Origin of the sequence: Streptomyces lincolnensis, from assembly GCF_001685355.1 — a bacterium.
Classification (GTDB): Bacteria; Actinomycetota; Actinomycetes; order Streptomycetales; family Streptomycetaceae; genus Streptomyces; species Streptomyces lincolnensis.
Genome location: NZ_CP016438.1, coordinates 6942816 through 6969230 on the forward strand (window position 1 = coordinate 6942816; position 26415 = coordinate 6969230).

General features: G+C 70.8%; 18 protein-coding genes. 8 read left to right on the forward strand and 10 right to left on the reverse strand.

The features are described 5' to 3' along the window. Positions 1 to 174 precede the first annotated feature (174 nt). Positions 175 to 2778, forward strand: coding sequence for a serine/threonine-protein kinase (locus SLINC_RS31145; protein WP_067439934.1), 2604 nt, complete (start codon positions 175 to 177; stop codon positions 2776 to 2778). Here SLINC_RS31145 and SLINC_RS31150 read toward each other — a convergent pair. Further along, positions 2775 to 3674 carry an aldo/keto reductase gene (locus tag SLINC_RS31150; protein ID WP_067439937.1) on the reverse strand — a complete coding sequence of 300 codons (900 nt, stop codon included), beginning with the start codon at positions 3672 to 3674 and terminating at the stop codon, positions 2775 to 2777. The two genes, SLINC_RS31145 and SLINC_RS31150, sit on opposite strands and share 4 nt — an antisense overlap. Next, positions 3674 to 4588: an NAD-dependent epimerase/dehydratase family protein gene (locus tag SLINC_RS31155; RefSeq protein WP_079165191.1), complete on the reverse strand. Its 915-nt coding sequence runs from the start codon at positions 4586 to 4588 to the stop codon at positions 3674 to 3676. The genes SLINC_RS31150 and SLINC_RS31155 overlap by 1 nt, the downstream gene beginning before the upstream one ends. Before the next feature lie 45 nt (positions 4589 to 4633). Between SLINC_RS31155 and SLINC_RS31160 the strand changes: the two genes are divergently transcribed. The 6 genes from SLINC_RS31160 to SLINC_RS31185 all read left to right on the forward strand — a co-directional run bounded on the left by SLINC_RS31160 (position 4634) and on the right by SLINC_RS31185 (position 10766). Continuing rightward, positions 4634 to 5143 carry an Lrp/AsnC family transcriptional regulator gene (locus SLINC_RS31160; protein WP_211292765.1) on the forward strand — a complete coding sequence of 170 codons (510 nt, stop codon included), beginning with the start codon at positions 4634 to 4636 and terminating at the stop codon, positions 5141 to 5143. Positions 5144 to 5172: 29 nt separating this feature from the next. Continuing rightward, entirely contained in the window at positions 5173 to 5562 is a 390-nt protein-coding gene (locus tag SLINC_RS31165) for a MerR family transcriptional regulator (protein ID WP_067439946.1), read from the forward strand. Beyond that, positions 5559 to 5891 (forward strand): thioredoxin family protein, encoded by a 333-nt coding sequence (locus tag SLINC_RS31170; protein ID WP_269466262.1) that lies wholly within the window; start codon positions 5559 to 5561, stop codon positions 5889 to 5891. The genes SLINC_RS31165 and SLINC_RS31170 overlap by 4 nt, the downstream gene beginning before the upstream one ends. Positions 5892 to 6059: 168 nt before the next feature. Beyond that, positions 6060 to 6821, forward strand: a complete 762-nt coding sequence (locus SLINC_RS31175) for a hypothetical protein (protein ID WP_067439949.1) — start codon at positions 6060 to 6062, stop codon at positions 6819 to 6821. 189 nt (positions 6822 to 7010) lie between these two features. Next, a complete protein-coding gene (locus tag SLINC_RS31180; RefSeq protein WP_067439952.1) occupies positions 7011 to 9281 on the forward strand; it encodes a HelD family protein in 2271 nt (756 codons plus the stop codon). 90 nt (positions 9282 to 9371) lie between these two features. Beyond that, positions 9372 to 10766 carry a cytochrome P450 family protein gene (locus SLINC_RS31185; protein ID WP_067439955.1) on the forward strand — a complete coding sequence of 465 codons (1395 nt, stop codon included), beginning with the start codon at positions 9372 to 9374 and terminating at the stop codon, positions 10764 to 10766. On the opposite strand, the gene SLINC_RS31190 is transcribed toward SLINC_RS31185, so the two are convergent. The 7 genes from SLINC_RS31190 to SLINC_RS31220 all read right to left on the reverse strand — a co-directional run bounded on the left by SLINC_RS31190 (position 10763) and on the right by SLINC_RS31220 (position 22858). Then, the gene (locus tag SLINC_RS31190; RefSeq protein ID WP_079164820.1) at positions 10763 to 11191 is read right to left on the reverse strand and encodes a hypothetical protein; all 429 of its coding nucleotides are present in this window, start codon (positions 11189 to 11191) and stop codon (positions 10763 to 10765) included. The two genes, SLINC_RS31185 and SLINC_RS31190, sit on opposite strands and share 4 nt — an antisense overlap. A 16-nt stretch (positions 11192 to 11207) precedes the next feature. Further along, a complete protein-coding gene (locus tag SLINC_RS31195) occupies positions 11208 to 13022 on the reverse strand; it encodes a hypothetical protein (RefSeq protein WP_067439958.1) in 1815 nt (604 codons plus the stop codon). Positions 13023 to 13224: 202 nt separating this feature from the next. Then, a complete protein-coding gene (glgB, locus tag SLINC_RS31200) occupies positions 13225 to 16083 on the reverse strand; it encodes a 1,4-alpha-glucan branching enzyme (protein WP_079164821.1) in 2859 nt (952 codons plus the stop codon). 40 nt (positions 16084 to 16123) lie between these two features. Then, positions 16124 to 17521 (reverse strand): maltokinase N-terminal cap-like domain-containing protein, encoded by a 1398-nt coding sequence (locus tag SLINC_RS31205; RefSeq protein ID WP_067439961.1) that lies wholly within the window; start codon positions 17519 to 17521, stop codon positions 16124 to 16126. A 128-nt stretch (positions 17522 to 17649) separates the two neighbouring features. Further along, positions 17650 to 19350 carry a maltose alpha-D-glucosyltransferase gene (treS, locus tag SLINC_RS31210; protein WP_067439964.1) on the reverse strand — a complete coding sequence of 567 codons (1701 nt, stop codon included), beginning with the start codon at positions 19348 to 19350 and terminating at the stop codon, positions 17650 to 17652. Next, positions 19347 to 21443, reverse strand: a complete 2097-nt coding sequence (locus tag SLINC_RS31215) for an alpha-1,4-glucan--maltose-1-phosphate maltosyltransferase (protein WP_067439967.1) — start codon at positions 21441 to 21443, stop codon at positions 19347 to 19349. Before SLINC_RS31215 ends, treS begins: the two co-directional genes overlap by 4 nt. 212 nt (positions 21444 to 21655) lie before the next feature. Then, a complete protein-coding gene (locus SLINC_RS31220) occupies positions 21656 to 22858 on the reverse strand; it encodes a S8 family peptidase (protein WP_067439970.1) in 1203 nt (400 codons plus the stop codon). A gap of 318 nt (positions 22859 to 23176) precedes the next feature. On the opposite strand from SLINC_RS31220, the gene SLINC_RS31225 reads away from it, so the two are divergent. Beyond that, on the forward strand, positions 23177 to 25795 hold the full coding sequence (locus SLINC_RS31225; RefSeq protein ID WP_067439973.1) for a glycosyltransferase family 1 protein: 2619 nt from the start codon (positions 23177 to 23179) through the stop codon (positions 25793 to 25795). 31 nt (positions 25796 to 25826) lie between these two features. Here SLINC_RS31225 and SLINC_RS31230 read toward each other — a convergent pair whose 3' ends face one another. Then, positions 25827 to 26336, reverse strand: coding sequence for a DUF1990 domain-containing protein (locus SLINC_RS31230; RefSeq protein WP_067439976.1), 510 nt, complete (start codon positions 26334 to 26336; stop codon positions 25827 to 25829). Positions 26337 to 26415 lie beyond the last annotated feature (79 nt).

The window sequence follows — 26415 nt, forward strand, 5'->3', positions numbered from 1 at the left end:
AGTCGCAGGGGTTCACACCTGCCGTTTCCCGGCGCCGGGCACCTCGTTGAACCGACCGGGCGAAGGCCCGACGGCGTCGACGACAAGGGGCGGGTGTGCGACAGGAGAGACACCTCGACAAGACCGGACCAGGACCGTGCGCCGCCGGCCGCCGCACCCGCAAGGTATGAGGCCATGACCCAACTGATGGAACCGGGTGCGGAGTTGACGGGCCGCTACCGGCTGGAGAAACAGCTGGGCAGTGGCGGAATGGGCCAGGTCTGGCGCGGTCACGATCTGCGTCTCGACCGGCCGGTGGCGATCAAACTGCTGCGGCCCGGCCTGTTCGCCGACGAACAGGCGCTGGCCCGCTTCCAGCGGGAGGGCAAGGCCGCCGCACGGCTCAACCACCCCGCCATCGCCGCGGTCTACGACGTCAGTGCCCATCAGGGGAAGCCGTTCCTGGTGCTGGAACTGCTGGACGGGCACGATCTGGAGACCGCCCTGGGCCGCGACCCGCAGGGGCTGGCGATCGACCGGGTGCTGGACTACGGGGCCCAGATCGCCGAGGGCCTGGCCGCAGCCCATGCCGCAGGCGTCGTCCACCGTGACATCAAGCCGGCCAATGTGATGCTCCTGCCCAGCGGGCAGATCAAGATCTACGACTTCGGCATCGCTCGGCTCCACGACGCCACCCGGCTGACCGCGGCCGACAGTGCGGTCGGCACGCTCAGTTACATGGCCCCCGAGCAGTTCCGCAACGAGCCGATCGACGCCAAGGCGGACCTGTACGCCCTCGGTGCCACCCTGTTCCATCTGCTCACCGGACACCCGCCCTACCGCGCCGATGATCAACGCGCTCTCATCGCCATGCATCTCGACGCACCGGTGCCCAGCGCCCGCAGCGTCCGACCCGGCATCCCCCCGGCCTTCGACGCCTGTCTGCGGACTCTCCTGGCCAAAGCCCCTCTCGAACGACCCGATGCCGCCACCGTCGCCCACCACCTGCCCACGCTCGCCGATCCGCACCGGCAGCCGACGGAGCAGCAACCGGTCACCGGGGCAACGGTGCCCCGCCTCCCCACCCTCGTCACCGGCCCGTACCACCAGTCCACCCCGGCCTCCCGCATCCGGAACCTGCTCACCGAGGCCGAACACCTGGCCCGCACCGACACCGACATCACCCCCCGGGAACAGGGCCGACTGTGGCGGGAGATCGCGACGATACTGGCCGACCGGGACCCGGACCACGCCCGCGACCTGCTCACCGAGACCGCCCGCGGCCTGCTGGCCGAGGCCGGACATCTCGCCCGGACCGATACGAGCACCAGCACCGGTACCCCCCTCATCGACTTCAGCAGTCCCAGGCGATGGAGGTGGTCGCGGTGGCGGAAAGCGATGACACCGACCGTTCGACGGGCAGGGACGGAGGCGGGTGCGCTGAGGGCGGCCTTCCTGTCTGGCGTCCCGCGCCCGCGCACACGGTCCGAAGTGCGATACGAGCTGACACAGACCACGGAAGCGCTGGCCGGGCTACATCCCGTGGGGGCCGAACGCCTCGCCCTGGCAGCCGCTCCCGACGACCCCCGAGCACAGGCCAGAGCGTTGGCGGGAGTCGCCGGGATGCTCACCGACAGGGACCCGCAGCAGGCACAGCGGATCCTGGCCAAAGCCGAACGCCTCGTCCGCACTCTCATCGGCCCGTACGAGCAGGCCGGTGCGTTGGCGCCGGTCGCAGCAGTGCTGGCAAGACTGGACCCGACGCAGGCCAAGCACCTGGCTGGCACCATCCCCGAGCCATACATGACTTCAGCGCTGGTAGAGATCATCAAAGTGGTGCTTGAGCGTGACCCCGACCAAGCCGAACGCCTCGCGAGTACCGTCCCCCAGGGGGACGGTCGTGCCCAGATGCTGGCGCAGATCGCAGACGTGCTCGCCCCCGAGCACCCGGACCGGGCCCGCACCCTGCTCACCGAAGCCCGCACGCTCACCGCATCGCCTCTGACGTCGATCAAGGTCTTGACCGCGCTCGCGAAGATGACAGCCGGGCAGGATCCACGCCAGGCCACCGAACTGCTGGTCGAGGCCGAACACCTCGCCCTCGGTCACGACCTCGGTAGGTACGTCATCCAGGAGATCGTGGAAGCGCTGGCCACCCTGGACGCCGTCGAGGCCGAACGCCTCGCCCGTACCCTCACCGACCCTTCCCTCCAGACCTGGGCCTTGACGAGCATCGTCAAGGCCCAGGCCAAGCACGACCTCGTCGACGCTGTCTACCTCGCGCAAACCATCCTCCAGTCACCCGAACTGGCCACACGAGGAGGGGCGGAGGCAGTGGCAGCGGTGGCCGAGCAGGACACCGCCCAGGCCGAACGCCTCGCCCGTACCCTGCCCGACCCGCGTAACCGGCTCAAGGCACTGATGGCGATCGCGAAGGTGACAGCAGGGAAGGATCCACGCCAGGCCACCGAACTGCTGGTCGAGGCCGAACGCCTCGCCCTCGATCACGATCTCGGCGAGTACGTCATCGGGGGGATCGCGGAAGCGCTGGCCCCCCTCGACACCGCCCAGGCCGAACGCCTCGCCCGCACCCTCACCGGCCCGTACATCCGCATCGAGGCGCTGATCGCGATCGCGAAGGAGAGGGCCGAACCCGACCCGGACCATGCCCAGCAACTCCTCGCCGAGGCCGAACACCTCGCGCACGCTCTCCCCGGCCCCCTCCGGCAAGCCTCGGCATTGGTGAAGATCGCACAGCTGCACGCAAGCTGCCCCCCTCAGGACCCACCGCAGGCCTAGGCCGACAGGCCCCGGAACTCCAGGTCCAACCGCGCCACCTCCCCCTCCGTCAGTTCCAGCTCCGTCGCGGCGGCCGAGGAGCGGATCGTCTCCGGGCGGCTCGCTCCCGGGATGGGGATGACGGTCGGGGATCTCGTCAACAACCAGGCGAGGCAGACCTGTTGGGGGCTCGCACTACGCTCCCGCGCGACGGAGTGGAACGCCGCGTGGCGGTCCCGCTCCTCGGTCCGGGACGGTCCGTCCAGGGAGCTGCGGGAGATGCCGCCCAGCGGGCTCCAGGGGAGGAACGCGAGGCCCAGTTCGGCGCAGAGGGTGAGTTCGGCCTCGCTGTCGCGGACGGCGGGGGAGTACTGGTTCTGCACGCAGACCAGGCGCTCGCCGAGGATCTCCCGGGCCACCCGGATCTGTCCGGTGTCGGCGTTGGAGATCCCGGCGAGCCGGATCGTGCCCGCGTCGAGCAGGTCGCGCAGCGCGCCGACCGAGTCCTCGAAGGGCACCGCGGGATCGGGCTTGTGCAGCTGGTAGAGGCCGATCGCGTCGACACCGAGCCGCTTGCGGGAGGCCTCGGCGGCGGCCTTGAGATGCCGTGGGGTGCCGGTCACCGTCCAGCTGCCGTCGGCCGGCCTGCCCCGGCCGCCCTTCGTCGCGACCAGCACGTCGGAGGTGTCACCGCCGTAGGCAGCGAGGGCGCGGGCGACCAGCAGTTCGTTGTGCCCGGGGTCGGCCCCGGGCAGGTGGTAGGAGTCGGCCGTGTCCAGGAGGGTCACGCCCTCGTCCAGCGCCGCGTGCACGGTGGCCAGGGCGCGGGCCTCGTCCGGCCGGCCCTCGATGGACAGCGGCATGGCACCAAGTCCTACGGCGCTCACGCGCAGGCCGCCCAGGGTGCGGTACCGCATCAGGCGTCACCCTTCCCCAGGGTCTCGGCCACGGCGCGCGGCAGCCATCGCCGTACGTCGTCGAAGGCGAATCCGAGCCGGGTGGCACGGGAGTTGTCCATGCCGTAGGAGCGGGCGAAGGAGAAGGGGGAGACCTCGCCGACCTCGACGGGGCCCAGGAGCACCTTGCCGTCCGGGACGTGCGCGGTCACGGCGTCGCAGATCTCCCCGGTGGTCAGCAGGCCGTGGGAGGCCGCGTTGACCGGGCCGGTGAAGTCCTCGCCGACCGTCCAGGCCAGGAAGCCGGCGATCTCCTCGACGTGGATGTAGGTGGCGGGCCGGTTCACCACCGGCACGGCGATCGGCGCACCGGCGCGGATCCGGTCGGCGTAGTGCGCGAGCCGTCCGGTGAAGTCGTCGGCGCCGCCCAGGACATGGGCCACGCGCACGGCCACGTACGGGAACCCGGGGTCGGCCGCGAGGACCGCCTCGGCCTGCCGCTTGCCCTCGCCGTAGTGGGTGTCGAGGAACTCCGGTTCGTCCCAGGGGAGTTCGAGGCCGACGGACACGGTGGCCGGGTCCACCGCCTCCTCCCGGACGAGCGCGGGGGAGTCCTCGTACTCGTACACCTCGACCGTCGAGGTCATGACGTAGCGGCGGGTGCGGCCGGTGAAGACCCGGCGGGCCACGGCCGCCTGGCGCGGGGTGTAGCAGACCTGGTCGACCACCACGTCGAACGTGCGCGAACCGAGCGCCTGCGTCAGGGAGTTCTCGTCATCGCGGTCGGCGACCAGATGTGCCGCCCCGTCCGGTGGCCGCGACGAGCCGCGGTTCATCACCGTCACGTGGTCCCCGGCGGCCAGCAGACGTGCGACAAGCCGCTTTCCGAAGTAGCGGTTACCGCCGATGACCAGTATCTCTCGCCCCTTTTCCATGACCATAATTCTCCCGGCGTACATCCCGGTCATGAAGGGGGAACCATGGGAGTTCAGGCCGCCGCACCAAAAGAACCACGGCATCTGCGCGCCGCCGCCGACGAAACCTCGGTGGCCTTCGACGCGCTGGACCGGCAGATCCTCGAACTCCTCCAGAGCGACGGCCGGATCAAGCTCAGCGAACTGGGCCGCCGGGTCCGGCTCAGCCCGGCGGCGGTCACCGAGCGGGTGCGCCGGCTGGAGGCGGCGGGTGTGATCAGCGGTTACGGAGCCCGGGTTGTCCCGGCCCGGCTCGGTTACGGCATCCAGGCGTTCATCCGGGTCAACCCGCACGGCGGCTACACCCTCAAGCACCCCAGGACCCTGGAACTGATCGAACGGCCCGAGATCACCGAGGTGCATCACGTGGTCGGCGAGGACTGCTGGATCCTCAAGGTCGCCGTGCGGGACACCGTCCACCTGGAGGAGGTCCTGGAGAAGGTCTCCGCCCTCGGCCGCACCACGACGTCGATCGTGCTCACCTCCCCCGTGGAGCGGAAACCGCTGTTGCCTTGACGTCGGGGTGAAGGCTTACGTTCGTACCCATGCGAATCGGTGAGCTGGCCGAGCGGGCCGGGACGACGACCCGGACGCTCCGGTACTACGAGTCCCGGGGTCTGCTGCCCGCGCGGCGCGCCCACAACGGCTATCGGAGCTACGACGAGAGCGACCTGAAGCTGCTGCGGCAGATCAGGACGCTCCAGGACTTCGGGTTCGACCTGGAGGAGACCCGGCCGTTCGTGGAGTGCCTGCGGGCCGGGCATCCCGACGGGGACTCGTGCCCGGCCTCCCTCGCGGTCTACCGGCGCAAGCTGGACGAACTCGACGCGCTGATCGGCGAGTTGCGGGCCGTGCGGGCGCAGATCGGGGTGCGGCTCGCGGCGCTGGACGAGACGGAGGAACCGTTGTGCGACATGGGAGGACAGACACGGTGATCAAGGCAGCCGGAGTGGCCGAGGTGACGGACGCGGACTTCGAGGCGGAGGTGCTCGGGGCGGATCTGCCGGTGCTGGTGGAGTTCACCGCCGACTGGTGCCCGCCGTGCCGGCAGATGGGGCCGGTGCTCAGCGCCCTCGCGGCGGAGGAGGGCGAGCGGCTGAAGGTGGTCCAGCTCGATGTGGACACCAATCCGGACACGACGAACGCGTACCGGGTTCTGTCGATGCCGACCTTCATGGTGTTCCGGAACGGAGAGCCGATGAAAGCGGTCGTGGGAGCGCTCCCCAAGAGGCGTTTGCTGGAAGAGATTTCCGAGTTTTTCTGACATTTGATTTCCTCAACTCCCTTCTGGAAAAAGGATGTTAGGAATTCAATCAAGAAGTTAATCGTCGGTAAGGACTCTTTGCGTTTACTTTGCGGAAGAAAACCTTTTCTCGGCCGGAATGGGTGCCTTAACTTTCAAGCACACCCCCCACAGAGGAAAGGTCGGGAAGTGAACACACTCTTCACTGGACGCAAGCGCCGCTCGGCGGCTGTCGCGGTCACGGGAATGGCGATGCTCGGCGGAATGTTCGCCGGAATAGGCACCGCGAACGCGGCGGACGACAACTGGTACGACCAGTCGGCGCTGCTCACCTCCTGCCAGCAGAACGTGGACGGTCTCGGCAAGGCGGACCGGTGCCGCTTCGAGCCCGCCAAGCGGGAGATCTTCACGGGCCCGGCACGTCAGGTCGGCCCGACCGTGCACGCCTGTGCGACCAAGATCACGCTCGGCCGTCAGACGACTTCGGGACGCACCGAGGAGAACAGCATCGGTGTCTCGGTCGGCGTCGAGGCGGGGCTGTCGAAGGTCTTCAGCGCCTCCATCCAGACGACGTACAACCACACCTGGTCCTACTCGACCTCGGAGACCACCGAGATCGGCGGCGAGGTGCCCGAGTACTCGGTCGGGTACGCGACGCTCGCCCCGGCGATGCAGCGCGTGACGGGTCGCATGGTCATCAACTACCCGAAGCGCCGGCACGGCCACTACCTGTGGTACGCGTATCCGACGCTCACCCAGTACGACCCGGACGAGATGCAGTACTCGACGACCACCGTCTACAGCCGTCCGATGACCGCGCAGGAGCGCCAGAGCATGTGCAACGGCGCAGGCGGCACGGTCTCCGCCCCGCCGGCCACGCACACCACGATCCACCTGGCACAGCCGCCCACGTCGCAGGGTGCGGGCCTGTCCGGGCGGCCCCGGAACTGACCGGGCAGGACCGGCAGGCCTGGCCGGACCGGAAATAGGAAATCCCCCGAGCGATTGCGCTCGGGGGATTTCCCTGCGTATATTTAATGGTTCGCGACTTCGCATGGGTCAGGTCGCGGAGAAGCTCAGTAGGCACAGTATATCCGGGCGGGAGTGGAATTGTCAAACACCGGGTTTCCAGACCATGAATTGAAGCGCGAACAGGAATTCATCGACGGGCTGTACGCACGCGTGGACGCGCTGCGCGGTGACACCGAGACCTCCGTCACACATGCCCTCGCCCAGGGCAACACGCCCATGCAGGCCCGCCTGGAGCGGGACATCCTGGTCGCCGAACGGTCGGGGCTGCTGGCCGCACTGAACGCGGTGGACGGCTCGCTGTGCTTCGGTCGCCTCGACCTCACTTCGGGTGTCGTGCACCATATCGGCCGGGTCGGTCTGCGCACCGACGACGCCGAGCGCACCCCCATCCTGATCGACTGGCGGGCGGACGTCGCCCGCCCCTTCTACCTGGCCACCGGCCACACTCCGATGGGCCTGCGCCGCCGCCGGCACATCACCACCGAGGAGCGCCGGGTCACCGCCCTGCACGACGAGATCCTCGACCTCGGCGACGACGAGCGCACCGGCCACGAGGACCCGACCGGCGACGCCGTGCTGCTCGCCGCGCTGAACTCCGCGCGCACCGGGCGGATGGGCGACATCGTGCAGACCATCCAGGCCGAGCAGGACGAGATCATCCGCGCCCCGCACCGGGGGATCATGGTGGTCGAGGGCGGCCCCGGCACCGGCAAGACGGCCGTCGCCCTGCACCGGGCCGCGTACCTGCTGTACGAGCACCGGGAACTGCTCGCCAAGCGGGCCGTCCTGATCGTCGGCCCCAACCCCGCCTTCCTCGGCTACATCGGCGAGGTCCTGCCCGCGCTGGGCGAGACCGGCGTCCTGCTGGCCACGGTCGGGGAGCTGTACCCCGGGGTGAAGGCCACGGCGACCGACACCCGCGAGGCCGCCGCGGTCAAGGGGCGCGCCGACATGGCGGACGTCCTCGCCGACGTCGTACGCGACTGGCAGGCACTGCCCGATCCGGTGATCACGATCGAGCACGACCGCGAGGTCCTGATGCTCGACGACGGCCTGGTGAAGGTGGCGCGCGAGCGCACCCGTGAGGCGCGGCTGCCGCACAACGTGGCCCGGGAGCACTTCGAGGGCCACATCCTCAACACGCTCACCGACATGGTCGCCGAGCGCATCGGCACGGACCCCTTCGACGGTACGAACCTCCTCGACCCGAGCGACATCACCCAGATCCGCGACGAGCTCGCCGAGAACCCCGAAGTCTGGTCCGCCATCGACCAGTTGTGGCCGCGGCTGACCCCGCAGCGGCTGGTCGCGGACTTCCTCGCCGACCCCGTCGGCTACCTCCCCGACGAGGACGCGGCCGCCATCCGCCGCCCGGTGACCCGGGCGTGGACCGTGGCGGACGTACCCCTGCTGGACGAGGCGGCCGAACTGCTCGGCGTGGACGAACGGGTGGCGCGGGCGCGGGCCGAGCGCGAACGCGAGACCCAGGTCGCCTACGCGCAGGGCGTGCTGGACGTGTCGTACGCCTCGCGCACCTACGAGTTCGAGGACAAGGAGGAGGGCGACCCCGAGAGCAGCGAGGTCCTGTCCGCGCACGACATCATCGACGCCGAACGCTTCGCCGAGCGCCAGGAGGAGGACGACCACCGCAGCGCCGCCGAGCGCGCGGCGGCCGACCGCACCTGGGCGTTCGGGCACATCATCGTCGACGAGGCGCAGGAACTGTCGCCGATGGCCTGGCGGCTGCTCATGCGGCGCAGCCCGACCCGCTCGATGACCCTGGTCGGCGATCCCGCGCAGACCGCCGAGCCGGCCGGTGTCGGATCGTGGGCGGGGATCCTGGAGCCCTACGTCGAGGACCGCTGGGAGCACACCCGCCTCGGCGTCAACTACCGCACCCCGGCCGAGATCATGGAGCTGGCGGCGGCCGTGGTGCGCGCCGAGAACCCCGGCTTCGAGCCGCCGAGCTCGGTCCGGTCGACCGGGGTACGGCCCTGGGTGCGCGCCACCGACGACCTGCCCGGCGCGGTGACCGAGGCGGTCAAGGAGCTGACCCCCGAGGAGGGGCGGCTCGCGGTCATCGCCCCGCGCCATCTGCACCGCAGGCTCGCCGCCCGGCTCGACGGGGTGACGGCCGGCGCGGAGCCCGACCTCACGCGGACCGTCGTCCTCCTCGACCCCCGCCAGTCCAAGGGGCTGGAGTTCGACTCGGTCCTCGTCGTCGAGCCGGGGCTGTACGGCACCAGCGACCTCTACGTCGCGCTGACCCGGGCTACCCAGCGGCTGGGGGTGCTGTACGCCGGACGGCTGCCGAAGGCGCTGGCGGGCGCGCTGGCGGGCGCGTCGGAGGGGCCGCTCGCGGGGGACGCGAGCGACTGACGGGACGACAGGAACAGGTTCGTATAAGAGCCGTAACAGTTCGTGACGCGATCACTGCGTGTGTACGGCCGGTGCGGTAAGCGTTGCGGTATGGAAGCCCAGCCACGCCCGACCGCACCGGCCGACAGCCCCGCCCTCGGTTCGCTGCCCGTCGAACCGCTGCTCACCTCCGAGTTCGACGTCGACCCGGGCGCGGTCTACGAGCGGCTGCGGGCCACCTACGGGCCGGTCGCGCCGGTCGGCCTGCTGGGCGTGCCGGTGTGGCTGGTCCTCGGCTATCCCGAGGTCACCGAGGTGCTCAGGAACGAGAGCCAGTGGCGGCGGGACATCCGCTACTGGCGGGCCCGGGCCGAGGGGCGGCTGCCGCCGGACTGGCCGCTGGCGGCCGGCTACGAGGTACGGCAGATGATGTTCATGGACGACGAGGAGCACCTGGCGGCCCGCCGCACCCACCACGCGGCACTCAGACCCTTCTCCGGGAGCCCCGAGGGCTGGGAGCTGCGGGCGGCCGTCGAACGCTACGCCGACGAACTCATCGCCCTGCTCGCGTCGGAGTCGGGCACCACCGGCTTCGCCGACCTCGGCGCGCAGTACACGCGGCCGCTGCTCCTCATGGTCACCACCCGGCTGTTCGGCTGCCCCGTCGAACTCGGCGACGAACTGGTCATGGACCTGTGGCGGATGCTGGACGGCGGCCCGGGCGCGGGTCCCGCCACCGGGCGGGCGCTGGCCTCGTTCACCCGGCTCGCCGCGCACCGGCGGGCCCGCCCGGGGGACGACCTCACCTCCTACATGCTCCTCGCCGACCCCGACCTGACCGACGAACAGCTCGGCCGGGAGCTGTTCATGAACGCCGTCTACCTCAACGACATCACCGGCAACATGGTCCTCAACACCCTGCTGGAGGTGTTGCGCGGCAACGCCACCGTCCGCCGCAGCCTCTCCGCCGGGCAACTCGGCGAAACGGTCGACCGTGCCGCCCTCGCCAATCCGCCCGTCGCCAACATGTGCTTCCGCTTCGCCGCGCGGGACGTCCGGCTCGGAGGCTTCTGGATCCGCGCCGGTGACGCCGTGTCCCCGTCCGCCGCGTCCGCCCACCGTGACCTGCTGGCCATCGGCTCCTCCCACCTGGTCGGGTCCGCCGTGTCCACCCACGCCCACCTGGGGTGGGGTGCCGGGCCCCACCAGTGCCCCAGCGCGGCGCGTGAACTCGGTGGCCAGATCGTGAGTACGGCTGTCGGGCGGGTCTTCGACCACTTCGTCCGGGCGGAACTCACCCTGCCTCCGGACCAGTTGCCCTGGCGCTCCGGGCCGGTCGTGCGGGGGTTGCGGTTGCTGCCTGTGCGGTACGAGTTGTCCCCGGGCCACGCGAAGACGCCTCGTCACGCCGCCCCCGTCCCGACCTCGCCCACCCACACACCGGACGGCCAGGCGAAGCGGCTCCTGTCGGCCTTGCGGCGGTTGATGTTCGGCGGGCGCGACTAGGGCCGCGACGAGTCGGTGGTGTGGTGGATCGTCAGGTCGCCGTTCTGGACGGAGGTCACGGTGCCGTGGTCGTACGCCTGGTTGACCTGGTGGTTCGTGGCCGTGGACGCGGATCGGGGCGGGGGCAGTTCGGCGATGGCGGAGCGCAGTTCGTCGGCCGCGTCCGGGTGTTCCTCCAGCAGGTCCTCTAGTCGCTGCCGCCAGGCGCGGCGGGCTTCGGCCAGTGCACGTTCGTTGCCGGGTTCCTGTGCGATGTGCCGCAGATCGTCCAGGCGCCGGGCCGCCGTCTCGGTACGGCCGGTGTCGTCCCGGCCCAGCAGCCGGGCGAAACGGTCGCGGGCGGACTGCCATACGTCGGTGGAGGCCGCGTTGACCAGCGCGGCGGAGCCGGCGGCGGCGAGGGTGGTCAGCCAGTCGGGGATCACCAGGGTGCCTTTCTTGTCAGGAGCCGGAGCGTCGTGCGTTCCAGGAACCGGCGGCGCCGCCGCAGTCGGTCTCGAAGGTGCCGCTCATCGTCGTGCCCTCCACACTCCCGCTGAACGTGATCTTCCGCTCGCTGTTCACGTTGCCGAAGCTGATGCGGTTGCCTTCGAGCCTGCCGCTGAGGGACCCGTCGAGGGGGCAGGGCGCTCCGTCGACTGTCAGGTCTCCGGTGATGCGGTCTCCGTCCTGGGACAGGGAGGCCCGGAGGTGGCCGGAGGCGTAGACCACGGACCAACTCCCCGTCCAGTCACCGGCCAGGGTGGCGGCGTCGGACGAGGGCTCGGGGGTGCCGCCCGACGGGGGTGCCGACGCGGTCACGGTCAGTCCGAAGTCCCAGTAGCGGGCGGTGGCGCGCGGCCGGGCCCGGGTCGCGTCGGTGGTGAGGTGGACGAGGCGGCCCCGGTCGTCGATACGTGCCGTGAAGGTGGCGGCGGAACGGCCGGCCGCCGGGGCCGAGGAGGCCGCGGCCGGTTCGACCCGCCCCGCGCCGGACCGTGCCACGGCCGGTTCGGCGGACCCGGCCGGTTCGGTCGTGGGAGCCAGCGTTCCCGTGAAGGTGCAGTCCTTGCGCCGGGCCTGTGCCACCGACCGCAGTTCCCGCGCCGGGGCGGCAGGGTCGACGGCGTCGGTGAAGGCCCCGTCGGCCCGCACCCACCGGGGGTCCACCCCGTCCGGCGCCGTCGCGTCGGCGGGCAGCACGACCTTGCCCCGGTCGATCGTGCCACTCGTGACCGCGCCGCCGGTGAGGCCCTGCCGGAACCAGGCCGTACGCGCGTGCGGGTCCGCCGCTCCGACGACATGGTGCCGGCCGCGCGTGACGTCGTAGCGGAAGCTCGTCAGCTCCACGCGCCGGGCGGCCTCCGCCAGTACCGCGGGGGCCGAACGGCCCTCGGCGGCCGCGTCGCACGAGGTCTGGTTCATGACGCGCGGCACGAAGACGGTCACGGTGGTGGTGACGACGGCCACGACCGTGACCACGGTCGCCACGACGGGCACACTGACCCCGGCGGCGCCCGCACCGCCCAGGCCCACGGCCTTGGCGACGGCTGCGCCGGCCTTGGCGAGGACGGTCGTACCGCTCTTGGCCGCCACCGCCGCTCCCGGCGCCGAGGCCCCGGCGGTCGAGACGGAACCCGTGGTCTGTGTGGCCGTGCCGGCCGCCTGGACCGGGTCGGCGAGCGGTGCCTGCGGCACCTGACCGATACCGGCCTCGTTCACGGCGTCGGTGGCCAGACGGTCCGCGGCGACGAGACCGCCGCCCGCCGACCCGGCGGCCGCGATCGTCGTGATAGCGGCCGCCTTGCGCAGGCTTGTCCTCCGGGGCCGTGGGGCCAGGCCCAGGACGACCTGGTAGTAGATGTTGCCGTTCTGTACGGCGTTGACGGTGCCGTGGCCCGTCGCCATGGCGACCTGGGGCGTGGTGCCGCCGTCGGGTGCGGGCAGGAGCGACTGCACGGAGTCGGCGAACCGGCGGGCCTCCTCTGCCCGTTCCGGGTCGTCCGCGAGGGCCGCTTCGATCCGCTCCCGCCACTCCGGGAGCGAGTCCGTCAGATACCGGCTCAGCTCCTCGCCCTCGTGACGCGCCGCGTCGGCCGCCCACGCCTCGATCCGCTCGCTCACCCGTCGGTCGTCGCCCGGGAGCAGCCCGAGCATCCCGTCCCGGGCCTCCGCCCAGGCCGGTGTCCCGATCGCCGCGGCCAGGTGCTCGGCCGCGTCCACGGCCGGGTCCGCCGACCTTCCGTATGCCTCGTCGTCCTGCGTGCCTTCGGCCATGACGCCGCCCTCCCCCGCTCGCCGCACGCTGCGTTGGCGCGAAGCTAGCAGCCGCGAAAGGCGGCCCGAGAGGCTTCACGGGAGGCCCGTCCGGCGGCTCGGGGTGAGGGAGCACGCAGGGGGCGCACACCGTTGTGACCGCCCCGTTCGCGCGGTGCGGTGTGCGGAGTGCGTCCTGGCGTGCGGACCGGCGCTCGGGATGTCAGGCCGGGCGCAGCCACACCGTTGCGAGTGGGGGCAGGGTGAGGTGGATGCTGGCCGGGCGGCCGTGCCAGGGGGTTGCTTCCGGTTTGACGGTGTCGGGGGTGGTGAGGTCGGTGCCGCCGTAGGCGGTGGCGTCGGTGTTGAGGGTTTCGTGCCAGGCGGGGATGTCGTCGGGGACGCCGAGGCGGTAGTCGTGGCGGACGACGGGGGAGAAGTTGGAGACGGCGAGGAGGGGGGTGCCTTGGGCGTCGTAGCGGAGGAAGGCGAAGACGTTGTCCTCGGCGGCGTCGCCGACGATCCACTGGAAGCCGGCGGGGTCGGTGTCGCACTGCCACAGGGCGGGGCAGTCCCGGTAGACGGTGTTGAGGTCGCGGACCAGGTCGCGGACGCCGCGGTGGTCGGGTTCGGCGCCGTAGGCCGGGTCCAGGAGCCACCAGTCGGGGCCGTGGGCCTCGGACCACTCGGCTCCCTGGGCGAACTCCTGGCCCATGAAGAGGAGTTGCTTGCCGGGGTGGGCCCACATGTAGGCGAGGTAGGCGCGGTGGGTGGCGCGTTGCTGCCACCAGTCGCCGGGCATCTTGGAGACGAGGGAGCGTTTGCCGTGGACGACCTCGTCGTGGGAGATCGGCAGGACGTAGTTCTCGCTGTAGGCGTAGACCATCGAGAAGGTCATCTCGTGGTGGTGGTACCGGCGGTGGATGGGGTCGTGCTGGACGTAGCCGAGCGAGTCGTGCATCCAGCCCATGTTCCACTTCAGGCCGAAGCCCAGACCGCCGAATCCGCCGGGCCCCTTGTGGTGCGTGGCGCGGGTGACGCCGTCCCAGGCCGTGGACTCCTCGGCGATGGTCACCACGCCGGGCACCCGCCGGTAGACGGTGGCGTTCATCTCCTGGAGGAAGTCGACAGCGTCCAGGTTCTCCCGGCCGCCGTGCACGTTCGGGATCCACTGACCCGGTTCGCGCGAGTAGTCGAGGTAGAGCATCGAGGCGACCGCGTCCACCCGCAGGCCGTCGATGTGGAACTCCTCGCACCAGTAAATGGCGTTGGCGACCAGGAAGTTGCGCACCTCACGGCGGCCGTAGTCGAACTCCAGGGTGCCCCAGTCGGGGTGGGCGGACCGCAGCGGGTCCTCGTGCTCGTAGAGCGGGCGGCCGTCGAACTCGGCCAGCGCCCAGTCGTCGCGCGGGAAGTGCGCCGGCACCCAGTCCATCAGGACACCGATCCCGGCCTGGTGCAGCGCGTCCACCAGGTACTTGAAGTCGTCCGGCGTTCCGAGCCGGGCCGTCGGCGCGTAGAAGCCGGTGACCTGGTAGCCCCAGGAACCGCCGAAGGGATGCTCGGCGACCGGCATCAGCTCGACGTGGGTGAAACCGAGGTCCCTGACGTACGCCGGGAGCTGCTCGGCGAGTTGACGGTACGTCAGACCCGGCCGCCAGGACGGGAGATGGACCTCGTAGACGGAGAAGGGCGCCTCGTGGGCGGGGGCCTTCCCGCGGCGCGCAAGCCACTCCTCGTCGTGCCACTCGTGGCGGGAGGCGTGGATGACGGACGAGGTGTTGGGCGGGACCTCGGTACGGCGGGCCAGCGGGTCGGCGCGCAGTGTCTTCGAACCGTCGGGCCGGGTGATCTCGAACTTGTACAGCTCGCCCTCGCCGATCCCGGGCACGAACAGCTCCCAGACGCCCGTGCCGCCGAGCGAGCGCATCGGGAACGCCGACCCGTCCCAGAAGTTGAAGGTGCCCGCCACCCGCACACCCCGAGCGTTCGGCGCCCACACCGTGAACCGGGTGCCGGTCACGCCCTGGTGGGTCATCGGCTGCGCGCCCAGCGCCGTCCACAGCTGCTCGTGCCGGCCCTCGCCGATCAGATGCAGATCGAGATCACCGAGCGCCGGCAGGAACGCGTACGCGTCCTCGACGTCCTGGGCCGTCCCCTCGTACGTCACGAGCAGGCGGTACGCCGGGACCTCTCGCAGCGGCAGCAGGCCGGAGAAGAAGCCGTCCCCGTCGTCGTGCAGTTCGGCCCGCAGGTCACCGGCCACGACCGTGACGGACAGCGCGTACGGCCGGAACGCGCGGAACGCGATCCCGCCGGGCACGGGGTGGGCACCGAGCACGCCGTGCGGCTCGTGGTGGGTACCGGCCAGCAGCCGCCCGCGGTCGCTGGCGTCCAGGGCGGGGGACACGGCGACCTCGTCGAGGGGCGCGGGGGCCTCCGGCGGTTCGGCGGCAGACGGGGCGGCGATCTTCTCGGCGACCACCTTCTTGGGGGTCACCTTCTCGGCGGGCACCCTCTTGGCGGTGACTTTCTTGGCGGCGGCCTTCGTCGTGGCCGCCTTCGTCGCTGCCGCCTTTGTCGTGGTCGCTTTCGTCGTGCTCGCCTTTGCCGTGACGGCCTTCTTCGCGGTGGCCTTCTTGGCCGGGCTCTTCGCGGCGGTGGTCTTCGCCGGGACGGGCGCCGGGGCCCTCTTAGCCGGGACCGGCTTCGTGGTGCCGGTCTTCGCCGCGGTGGTTTTCGCCGTGCCGGTCTTCGCGGGCGTGCGCTTCGCCGCGCCCGTCTTCACGGCGGGTGTCTTCTTCGCGGTGGCCTGCTCCGGCGTCGCCTTCTTCGCGGCGCTCTTCTTCGGCGCCGCGACCGCCTTGGTCGTCGTGGTCTTCTTCGCCACGGACTTCTTCGCGGTGGCCTTCTTGGTCACGGTCTCCTCGGCGGCAGCCTTCTTCACCGCCGCCTCCTTCGCCGTTTTCCTGGGAGCGGTCACCTTCTCCGCTGCCTTCTTCACCACCGCCTTCTTCACACTCTTCGCGGCTTTCGCAGCCTTCTTCTTCGGATCCGAACCGCTGGGCGTGGGCGGGGTCACGGGTGGAGCCTCCTCGGCGCAAGTGCGAACGTCTGGTGGATCAGATCAGGTCGGATGTCACATACCGCTCTATCGCGGCCATCGGTACCGGCAGCCACTCGGGGCGGTGCCGGGCCTCGTAGACGACCTCGTAGATCGCCTTGTCGGTCTCGTAGGCCCGCAGCAGTACCGGGTCGGTACGCGGATCCGCGCCGCTGACCTCGGCGTATCCCGAGCAGTAGGCGGCCCGGCAGGCCTCGGCCCAGCCGGTCACCGTGGGGTCGGCGCAGTGGGCGGCGTAGTCGAAGGAACGGAGCATCCCGGCGATGTCCCGTGCCGGCGGCTGCGGCATCCGCCGTTCGGCGAGCGGTTTGGACGGCTCGCCCTCGAAGTCGATCAGCGACCACTGCCCGGCAGGCGAGCGCAGGCACTGGCCCAGGTGCAGATCGCCGTGGATGCGCTGTGCGGTCCAGGTACGGCCCTCGGCGGCCAGGTCGGCCAGCGCGGTGAACGAGGAGTGCAGCCCGGGCGCGTAGGGCCGCAGTCCGGGCACCGCCTGCACGGCCGCCTCCAGGCGCTCGATCATGCCGTCGACCAGCAGTTGGAGCTGGGCGTGGCCGAGTGTCACCGTGGGCAGCGCCCGGGCGAGCGCCGTGTGCACCTCGGCGGTGGCCCGGCCCAGCGACCGCGCCTCGGCGCCGAAGTCCTCCCCCTTGGCCAGCTCCCGCAGGGCCAGCTCCCAGCCGTCGGACGCGCCCTGCACGAACGGCTGGAGCACCCCGAGGACGTACGGCTCACCGGCCAGCTCCGCCCCCAGCCAGGCCGTCGGCGCGGGCACCCGGGGGCAGCCCTCCCGGGCCAGGGCCAGCGGCAGTTCCAGGTCGGGATTGGTGCCGGGCACGATCCTGCGCAACAGCTTCAGAATGAACGTATCTCCGTAGACGATCGACGAGTTGGACTGCTCGGCGGTCATCAGCCGGGGGACGAGCCCGTCCCGGATCTCCTGCCCCGTGTCCCGCTCGAAGCGCAGGTCGCCGATGCGGGCCCGGGTGCGCAGGGCCTCCAGGAGCAGTTCGGCGGGGCGGGGGTCGTACAGCGCCTCGTACACCGTGTGCCCGGCGAGCGGGCCCTCGTCGAGATGGCCGATCAGCGCGGGTGCCAGCCGGGGCGGCAGCGCCCCGCGCACCCCGATGAGGAGCTGGTAGCAGTCGCCGGGATGGGGTGGCGCGCCGAGTGTGAGCGGCTGGTGGGCGCGGACCAGCAGGTGGTAGAGGCCGAGCTTCCCGGTGGGTGGCAGCAGTTCGGTGGCCGCCACCAGGGAGAACCCGGTGACCGGGCGCCCCTTGCCCGCGAACCAGCGCTGCCGTGGCAGCCACTCCCGCAGCAGCGGATCCAGTGAAGCAAGGAGGCCGGGGCTGCCAGAACTTGCGGTGTCGCTGCGTATGACGACTTCCGACATGGCGTCGCGTCCTTTCCCCGGGGTGGTCGGGGTGTTACTGATGCGTGCCCCGGGCGGGACGGGAGAAACCGCCCCGCCCGGGGTTGGAGCCGCCGCCGGACAGACCCTGTGCCGGGCCGCCGGCTGCCCTACGCGGCGTCCTTGCGGAGCCGGAACCAGTAGAACCCGTGCCCGCCCAGAGTCAACAGGTACGGCAGTTCCCCGATGGCCGGGAACCGCACCCCGCCGAACAGCTCCACCGGGTGCCGCCCGTTGAACGAGCTGAGGTCCAGCTCCGTCGGCTGCGCGAACCGGGAGAAGTTGTGCACGCACAGGACGAGATCGTCCTCGTACTCCCTGAGGAACGCGATCACCGCCGGATTCGACGACGGGAGTTCCGTGTAGGACCCGAGGCCGAAGGCCGGGTTCTGCTTGCGGATCTCGATCATGCGGCGGGTCCAGTGCAGCAGCGAGGACGGCGACGCCATCGACGCCTCGACATTGGTGACCTGGTAGCCGTGGACCGGATCCATGATCGTGGGCAGATACAGCCGCCCCGGATCACAGGACGAGAATCCGGCGTTGCGGTCCGGAGTCCACTGCATGGGAGTCCGTACGGCGTCCCGGTCGCCGAGCCAGATGTTGTCGCCCATGCCGATCTCGTCGCCGTAGTAGAGGATCGGCGAGCCCGGGAGGGACAGCAGCAGGGCCGTGAACAGCTCGATCTGGTTGCGGTCGTTGTCGAGCAGGGGGGCGAGCCGGCGGCGGATGCCGATGTTGGCGCGCATACGCGGGTCCTTCGCGTATTCGGCCCACATGTAGTCGCGTTCCTCGTCGGTGACCATTTCGAGGGTGAGCTCGTCGTGGTTGCGCAGGAAGATGCCCCACTGGCAGTTCGAGGGAATCGCCGGGGTCTTGGCGAGGATTTCCGAGACGGGATAGCGCGATTCCCTGCGGACGGCCATGAAGATGCGCGGCATGACCGGGAAGTGGAACGCCATGTGGCATTCGTCGCCGCCACTGGCGTAGTCGCCGAAGTAGTCGACCACGTCCTCAGGCCACTGGTTGGCCTCCGCCAGCAGGACCGTGTCCGGGTAGGACGCGTCGATCTCCTTCCGGACCCGCTTGAGGAACTCGTGGGTCGCCGGAAGGTTTTCGCAGTTCGTGCCCTCCTGCTGGTAGAGGTAGGGCACGGCGTCGAGGCGGAAGCCGTCGATGCCGAGGTCCAGCCAGAACCGCAGCGCGGAGATGATCTCCTCCTGGACCGCCGGGTTCTCGTAGTTGAGGTCCGGCTGGTGGGAGAAGAAGCGGTGCCAGTAGTACTGCTTGCGGACCGGGTCGAAGGTCCAGTTGGAGGCTTCGGTGTCGACGAAGATGATCCGGGCGTCCTGGTACTGCTTGTCGTCGTCGGCCCAGACGTAGTAGTCGCCGTAGGGCCCGTCGGGGTCGTTGCGGGACTCCTGGAACCACGGGTGCTGGTCGCTGGTGTGGTTCATGACGAAGTCGATGATGACGCGCATCCCGCGCTGGTGGGCGGAGTCGACGAACTCCACGAAGTCGGCGAGGTCGCCGAACTCGGGCAGGACGGCCGTGTAGTTGGAGACGTCGTAGCCGCCGTCACGCAGGGGTGACTGGAAGAACGGCGGCAGCCACAGGCAGTCGACGCCCAGCCATTGCAGGTAGTCGAGTTTGGCGGTGAGGCCCTTGAGGTCGCCGACGCCGTCACCGTTGCTGTCCTGGAAGGAGCGGACCAGTACTTCGTAGAAGACGGCACGCTTGAACCAGTCGGGGTCCCGGTCCTTCGCGGGGGTGTCCTCGAAGGTGTCCTGGACGGGCTCGTTGACGATCATATTGTGGGTGACCCTCCGGTCTGCGGGGTGGACGGTCGCAGGACGGTGAGGATGTGCGCGGGGCGAGTGCCCGGTTCGAGGCGCACATAGTTCGCCCTGCCCCAGTGATAGGTCTCGCCGGTGAGCTCGTCGCGCACCGGCACCGACTCGTGCCAATCCAGGCCGAGTTGCGGCATGTCCAACGAGACCGTGGCCTCCTGGGTGTGGTGGGGGTCGAGGTTGGCGACCACCAGAACCGTGTTCGATCCCTGCCGCTTCGAGTACGCGATCACCGCGTCCTGGTCCGCGTGGTGGAAGTGCAGATCGCGCAGTTGACGCAGGGCCGGGTTCGCCCGCCGGATCGCGTTCAGCCTGGTGACGAGCGGTGTGATGGTGCGCCCCTCGCGTTCGGCGGTGGTCCAGTCACGGGGTTTGAGCTGGTATTTCTCGGAGTCGAGGTATTCCTCGCTGCCGTCGCGCAGGGGGGTGTTCTCGCACAGTTCGTAGCCGCTGTAGATGCCCCAGGTGGGGGAGAGGGTGGCGGCCAGCACGGCGCGGACCTCGAAGGCGGGCCGGCCGCCGCGCTGGAGGTAGGCGTGCAGGATGTCGGGGGTGTTGGCGAAGAAGTTCGGCCGCATGTAGGCGGCCGCCTCCCCCGACAGCTCGCTCAGGTAGGCGGTGAGTTCGTCCTTGGTGGTGCGCCAGGTGAAGTAGGTGTAGGACTGCTGGAAGCCGATCTGGGCCAGGGTGTGCATCATCGCCGGCCGGGTGAACGCCTCGGCCAGGAAGATCACGTCGGGGTCGGTGGCGTTGATGTCGGCGATCACGCGTTCCCAGAACAGCACCGGTTTGGTGTGCGGGTTGTCCACGCGGAAGATCCGCACGCCGTGGTCCATCCAGTGCCGCAGCACCCGCAGCGTCTCGGCGATCAGGCCGTCGAGGTCGGTGTCGAAGGCGATGGGGTAGATGTCCTGGTACTTCTTGGGCGGGTTCTCGGCGTAGGCGATGGTGCCGTCGGGGCGGTGGTGGAACCACTCGGGGTGTTTGTGCACCCAGGGGTGGTCGGGGGAGCACTGGAGGGCGAAGTCCAGGGCGATCTCCAGGCCCAGTTCCCGGGCGCGGGCGACGAAGTGGTCGAAGTCGTCGATGGTGCCCAGGTCGGGGTGGATCGCGTCGTGGCCGCCTTCGGGGGAGCCGATCGCCCAGGGCACGCCGACGTCGTCGGGGGTGGGGGAGAGGGTGTTGTTGCGGCCTTTGCGGAAGGTCTGTCCGATGGGGTGGATGGGGGGCAGGTAGACGACGTCGAAGCCCATCGCGGCGATGGCCGGGAGCCGGTGTGCGGCGGTGCGGAAGGTGCCGTGCGGCTGCTGGGGGGTGCCCTCGGAGCGGGGGAAGAACTCGTACCAGGAGCCGTACAGGGCGCGTTCGCGTTCCACCAGCAGCGGCAGGGTGTCGGAGGCGGTGACCAGCTCCCGCAACGGATGACGGGCCAGCACCGCGTCCACCTCCGGCGTCAACGCCGACGCCAGACGGGCGGCGGGAGGCCGGGTCTCGTCGCGGAGGGCCTCGACGGCCGTCACGAGGACCTGCTGTGTGTCCTTCTCCGGAACGCCGTCGGCCGCCCGTTCGTACAGCCGCGCACCCTCCTCCAGGACCAGCTCGATGTCCATTCCGGCCGGGATCTTGATCTGGGCGTGGTGCCGCCAGGTGGCGATCGGGTCGCCCCAGGCCTCCACGGTGTAGGTCCAGCGGCCGGGGTCGCCGGCCGTGACGGTGGCGCCCCAGCGGTCGGTGCCCGGGGCCAGTTCGCGCATCGGCGTCCACGGGCCGGGGCGGCCTTGGGGGTCCTTCAGTACGACGTTCGCGGCGACGGCGTCGTGGCCCTCACGGAACACGGTGGCCGAGATCTCGAACGACTCGCCGGTGACCGCCTTGGCGGGCCTGCGGCCTTGCTGGACGACCGGGCGGACATCGAGCACGGGTATGCGCCCGATGGCCGGGATGCCGTGCGCGGAGGGTGGCTCCGGGGTCGGCGGCCCGGGGTCGGCCGGGCGCGTGGAGGGGGCGTCGGTCCCGGGTGTCGGGGGTGCTGACGAGTGGTGCGTGGCGGGCATGACCGCTCCTGTCCGCGTCAACGTGGGTGGGCGGATGGCTGTGGGGAGGTGGGTCCTGCGTGGTGCTCCTGAGTTTCTCAGGAACGTACCGGAGGAGCCTTCCCACCCTATTCGGGTGAGCAATCCGGCACTTTGTTAACTACTCACGCGTATGTCTACACACAAGACCGGCCCCGTTCAGGCCGAACGGGGCCGGTGCCGGGAGTCAGCCGCTACGAGCCCGGTACATGCAGAAGTTTGTTCGGCGAGGCGAGCCCCCGGCCGGACACCTTCCCCGACGAGGCCTCGGCGACAAGTGCCTTGCCGACCTCGGCCGGAGTGGCTTTGCGGTGGTCCGCGAGATAGAGCGCGGCGGCGCCCGCCACGTGCGGCGACGCCATCGACGTACCGGAGAGGGTCGCCCGGCCGGTGCCGCTGGCGTGGGACGCCGAGGTGATCGTCACACCCGGGGCGAACAGGTCGACGGCGGCGCCGTAGTTGGAGAAGCCCGGTTTCCTGTCGGCCGCGTCGGTCGCGCCGACCGTGACCGCCTCCCGCACGGCCGCGGGGGAGTAGAGACCGGCCGGCATCCCGTCGTTGCCCGCCGCGATCGTGTACGTCACACCCGACCTGATCGAGGCGCGTACGGCGGCGTCCAGCTGGGCGTTTCGGTAGCCGCCGAGACTCAGATTGGCGACCGCGGGCTTCTTGGCGTGCCGGGTCACCCAGTCGATGCCCGCGATGACCCGGGCGGTGGTGCCCGCCCCCGCGTTGTCGAGGACCCGTACGGCGACCACCCTGGCCTTCTTGGCGACGCCGTACCTGGTGCCGGCGACGGTCGCGGCGACATGGGTGCCGTGGCCGTTGCCGTCGCCCGCGGACCGGTCGTTGCCGACGAAGTCCCAGCCGTTGCCCGCCCGGCCGCCGAAGTCCTGGTGGCCGATGCGGATGCCGGTGTCGATGACGTAGACCGTCACGCCCGCGCCCCCGGACTTCGGCCAGGTGTAACGGCGGTCGAGCGGCCGGTTGCGCTGGTCGATCCGGTCCAGGCCCCAGGACGGCGGGTTCTTCTGTACGTGGTCGAGGGTCACGCGGGTGTCCTGGACCACCGAGGCGACCCGTGGGTCCGCCGCGAGCTGCCTGGCCTGTCTTTCGTTCGCCCTGATCGCGTAGCCGTTGAGAACCGTGCCGTAGGTGTGGCTGATTCTCGCCCCGTACTTCTCGGCGAGGCCCTTTCCGGCCGCCGAGGGAGCCGTCGTTCCCCCCTTGAGTGTCACCAGGTAACTTCCGCCGACGGAACCGGGCTCTCCGGCACCCAGTATCCGCCCCTGAGGTGCGGCGTGCGCGGGCAGGGTGATGGCCGAAAGCACCGCGGCACAGCTCACCGCGGTCAGGCCCCCCGCCACGCGCAGACGCCGTGTTCGCGTCTGTGCCATGGCTGTGTACCCCCTCCTCAACACGACGTACGGCACGTCCGGGACATCGCACGCGCGACACCCCGAACCGGTACGCCACTTGGCAGCCTCTCGTGTGCTGTGAAGCACCACAAGGAGGCCTACAGGGGCGGAATCGGCCATATCGGCCAAGAGGGCGTGGGAAGGTTGCGGCGTTTTTCGGACGGTCCGCGACCGGGCGGCGCCGTAGTGGCCGAGGCCCCCTCACGGATACCGTCGACGGTGACGCGGGACGCACACCGCCGTGCGTTTCTCATCGCGTGTCTTCCGCACGTCTTCCGCACGTCTGACGAGGTCGCAATGAAGGCTATCCGTCGATTCACTGTCCGACCCGTGCTGCCCGAACCCCTCCGCCCGCTCAGTGACCTGGCCCGCAACCTGCGCTGGTCCTGGCACGCCGAGACCCGTGACCTCTTCCAGGCCGTCGATCCGGAGCACTGGGCGGAGGTGAAGGGCGATCCGGTGCGGCTGCTGGGGAGTGTGCGGTCGGAGCGGCTGGCCGAGCTCGCCGAGGACCGTCGTTTCCTGCACCGGCTGGCCGAGGTCACGGACGATCTGAACGACTATGTGACCGGGGACCGCTGGTATCAGGCGCAGCCGGGTGAACTTCCCGCCGCGGTCGCGTACTTCTCGCCCGAGTTCGGGATCGCGGCCGCGCTGCCGCAGTACTCCGGCGGGCTCGGGATCCTCGCCGGGGACCATCTGAAGGCGGCCAGTGACCTGGGAGTACCGCTGATCGGTGTCGGGCTGCTCTACCGGCACGGGTACTTCCGGCAGTCGCTGAGCCGGGACGGCTGGCAGCAGGAGCACTACCCGGTGCTGGATCCCAACGAGCTGCCCGTCGTCCCGCTGAGGGAGGCCGACGGCTCCCCGGCCGACGTCGCCCTCGCGCTGCCCGGCGGCAAGCGGCTGCGGGCCCGGATCTGGCTGGCGCAGGTCGGCCGGGTGCCGCTGCTGCTGCTCGACTCCGACGTCGAGGAGAACGACCTCGGCGAACGCGGGGTGACCGACCGGTTGTACGGCGGCGGCAGCGAGCACCGGCTGCTCCAGGAGATGCTCCTCGGCATAGGGGGAGTGCGGGCCGTACGGACGTACTGCCGGCTGACCGGGCATGCCGCGCCCGAGGTGTTCCACACCAACGAGGGGCACGCCGGGTTCCTCGGCCTGGAGCGGATCGCCGAACTGTGTGCCGAGGGGCTGGACTTCGACCCGGCGCTGGAGTCGGTGCGGGCGGGGACCGTCTTCACCACGCACACGCCCGTCCCGGCCGGGATCGACCGGTTCGACCGGGAGCTGGTCGCCCGCCACTTCGGGCCCGACGCCGAGCTGCCGCGCATCGACGTCGGACGGGTCCTGCAACTGGGCATGGAGACCTACCCCGGCGGTGAGCCCAACCTCTTCAACATGGCCGTGATGGGGCTGCGTCTCGCCCAGCGCGCCAACGGGGTCTCGCTGCTGCACGGCCGGGTCAGCCGGGAGATGTTCTCCGGACTGTGGCCGGGATTCGACCCCGAGGAGGTGCCCATCACCTCCGTGACCAACGGGGTGCACGCCCCGACCTGGGTCGCCCCCGAGGTCTTCCGGCTGGGCGCCCGGCAGATCGGTGCGCAGCGCACCGAGGACGCGATGACCGTGGGCGCCTCGGACCGGTGGGACGCGGTCGGGGATATCCCCGACCAGGACATCTGGGAGCTGCGCCGCAGTCTGCGCGAGCAGCTGGTCACCGAGGTGCGGGAGCGGCTGCGGGCCTCCTGGCGGCAACGCGGCGCCGGGACGGCCGAGCTGGGCTGGGTGGACCAGGTGCTCGACCCGGACGTGCTGACCATAGGGTTCGCGCGGCGCGTGCCGTCGTACAAGCGGCTCACGCTCATGCTGCGGGACCGCGACCGGCTGATGGACATGCTGCTCCACCCCGAGCGGCCGATCCAGATCGTGGTCGCCGGCAAGGCACATCCCGCGGACGACGGCGGCAAGCGGCTGGTGCAGGAGCTGGTCCGGTTCGCCGACGACCCGAGGGTCCGCCACCGCATCGTCTTCCTGCCCGACTACGGCATGGCGATGGCGCAGAAGCTCTATCCCGGCTGCGACATCTGGCTGAACAACCCGCTCCGGCCGCTGGAGGCGTGCGGGACCTCCGGGATGAAGGCCGCGCTCAACGGATGCCTCAACCTCTCCGTCCTGGACGGCTGGTGGGACGAGTGGTTCCAGCCCGACTTCGGCTGGTCGATCCCCACCGCGGACGGCGCCGGGACCGACCCGGACCGGCGGGACGACATAGAGGCCGTCGCCCTGTACGACCTGCTCGAACAGCGGGTGGCGCCGCGCTTCTACGAACGCGGTGGGCAGGGCCTGCCCGACCGCTGGATCGAGATGGTCCGCCAGACCCTCACCCTGCTCGGCCCCAAGGTGCTGGCCGGCCGCATGGTCCGTGAGTACGTCGAGCGGCTCTACACCCCGGCCGCCCACGCCCACCGCGCCATCGGCCCGGACCCCGCGCGCGACCTCGCCGCCTGGAAGTCCCGGGTGCGTGCGGCCTGGCACGGCGTGACCGTCGACCACGTCGAGACGACCACCGCCACGGCCTCGGCGGAACTGGGCGCCACGCTCGGGCTGCGGGTGCGCGTCGCCCTCGGCGACCTGAGCCCGGACGACGTGGAGGTCCAGGCGGTCTCCGGCCGCGTCGACGAGGAGGACCGCATCGCGGACGCCTCGACGGTCCCGCTGAAGTCGGCGGGCGGCCCGGACGAGGAGGGACGCTGGCTGTACGAGGGCCCGCTGTCCCTGGACCGCACGGGCCCCTACGGCTACACGGTCCGCATCCTGCCCGCCCACCGACTCCTCGCGTCCGGCGCGGAGTTGGGGCTGGTGGCGGTGCCTTCGGAGGACGCGGTGGAGGGGGCCGGCGTGTTGATGCGGTGATCCGAGGGGGGCGCGGGCCGGGGCCGTTCGTTCAGCCCGCGTCCTCCCCGCCGCACAGCTTCCGCAGCACGGTCCCGCACCGGCGGGCGTACGCGTGCTGCAAGCCCCGGGTCGCCGGGCCGCCCGCCCGTGCGTACCACTTGGCGCCCTTGCTGAAGGCGGACACGGTGAGCCAGACCGTGCCGTCGCCGGTGCGGTCCACGAGGAAGGACTCCTCGCCGCATTCCGGGTGGCCGGTGAGCGTGCCGTAGGCCCAGCCCGCGCGGCGGGGTTCCTCGACCGTCCAGACCACGCGGCAGGGGGCCTTGATCATGCCTGCGAGGGTGACGGTGACGTCCACGTCGGGAGCGGCGCGTTCGGCCGTCGCGTCGATGCCCACGCCCATCGCGCGGTGCATCTCCCAGGTCAGGACCGCGTCGGTGGCTCTGCGGAAGACGGCCTCGCCCTCGCCTATACGGCTGCGGACGTGCAGGGGATGGAAGCCGGGCGGGCAGTAACCCTGCTGACGGGTCGCGCCGACCTCGTCGTACGTGAAGTGCATGGGACCCAAGAGTAGGGCGGCACCCGGGAATGCCTTCGTCCCGGGTGCCGCCCGCGGGCCGCCTGCGCGACCGAACAGC

Excerpts from the sequence above, each read along its gene's own strand:
- SLINC_RS31230 (WP_067439976.1), bottom strand. The coding sequence starts at position 26,336 with ATGCACTTCACGTACGACGAGGTCGGCGCGACCCGTCAGCAGGGTTAC.
- SLINC_RS31185 (WP_067439955.1), top strand. The coding sequence starts at position 9,372 with ATGGAAGCCCAGCCACGCCCGACCGCACCGGCCGACAGCCCCGCCCTC.
- SLINC_RS31215 (WP_067439967.1), bottom strand. The coding sequence starts at position 21,443 with ATGCCCGCCACGCACCACTCGTCAGCACCCCCGACACCCGGGACCGAC.
- SLINC_RS31150 (WP_067439937.1), bottom strand. The coding sequence starts at position 3,674 with ATGCGGTACCGCACCCTGGGCGGCCTGCGCGTGAGCGCCGTAGGACTT.
- SLINC_RS31225 (WP_067439973.1), top strand. The coding sequence starts at position 23,177 with ATGAAGGCTATCCGTCGATTCACTGTCCGACCCGTGCTGCCCGAACCC.
- treS (WP_067439964.1), bottom strand. The coding sequence starts at position 19,350 with ATGATCGTCAACGAGCCCGTCCAGGACACCTTCGAGGACACCCCCGCG.
- SLINC_RS31205 (WP_067439961.1), bottom strand. The coding sequence starts at position 17,521 with ATGTCGGAAGTCGTCATACGCAGCGACACCGCAAGTTCTGGCAGCCCC.
- SLINC_RS31195 (WP_067439958.1), bottom strand. The coding sequence starts at position 13,022 with ATGGCCGAAGGCACGCAGGACGACGAGGCATACGGAAGGTCGGCGGAC.
- SLINC_RS31165 (WP_067439946.1), top strand. The coding sequence starts at position 5,173 with ATGCGAATCGGTGAGCTGGCCGAGCGGGCCGGGACGACGACCCGGACG.
- SLINC_RS31220 (WP_067439970.1), bottom strand. The coding sequence starts at position 22,858 with ATGGCACAGACGCGAACACGGCGTCTGCGCGTGGCGGGGGGCCTGACC.
- SLINC_RS31145 (WP_067439934.1), top strand. The coding sequence starts at position 175 with ATGACCCAACTGATGGAACCGGGTGCGGAGTTGACGGGCCGCTACCGG.
- SLINC_RS31160 (WP_211292765.1), top strand. The coding sequence starts at position 4,634 with ATGGGAGTTCAGGCCGCCGCACCAAAAGAACCACGGCATCTGCGCGCC.
- SLINC_RS31155 (WP_079165191.1), bottom strand. The coding sequence starts at position 4,588 with ATGGAAAAGGGGCGAGAGATACTGGTCATCGGCGGTAACCGCTACTTC.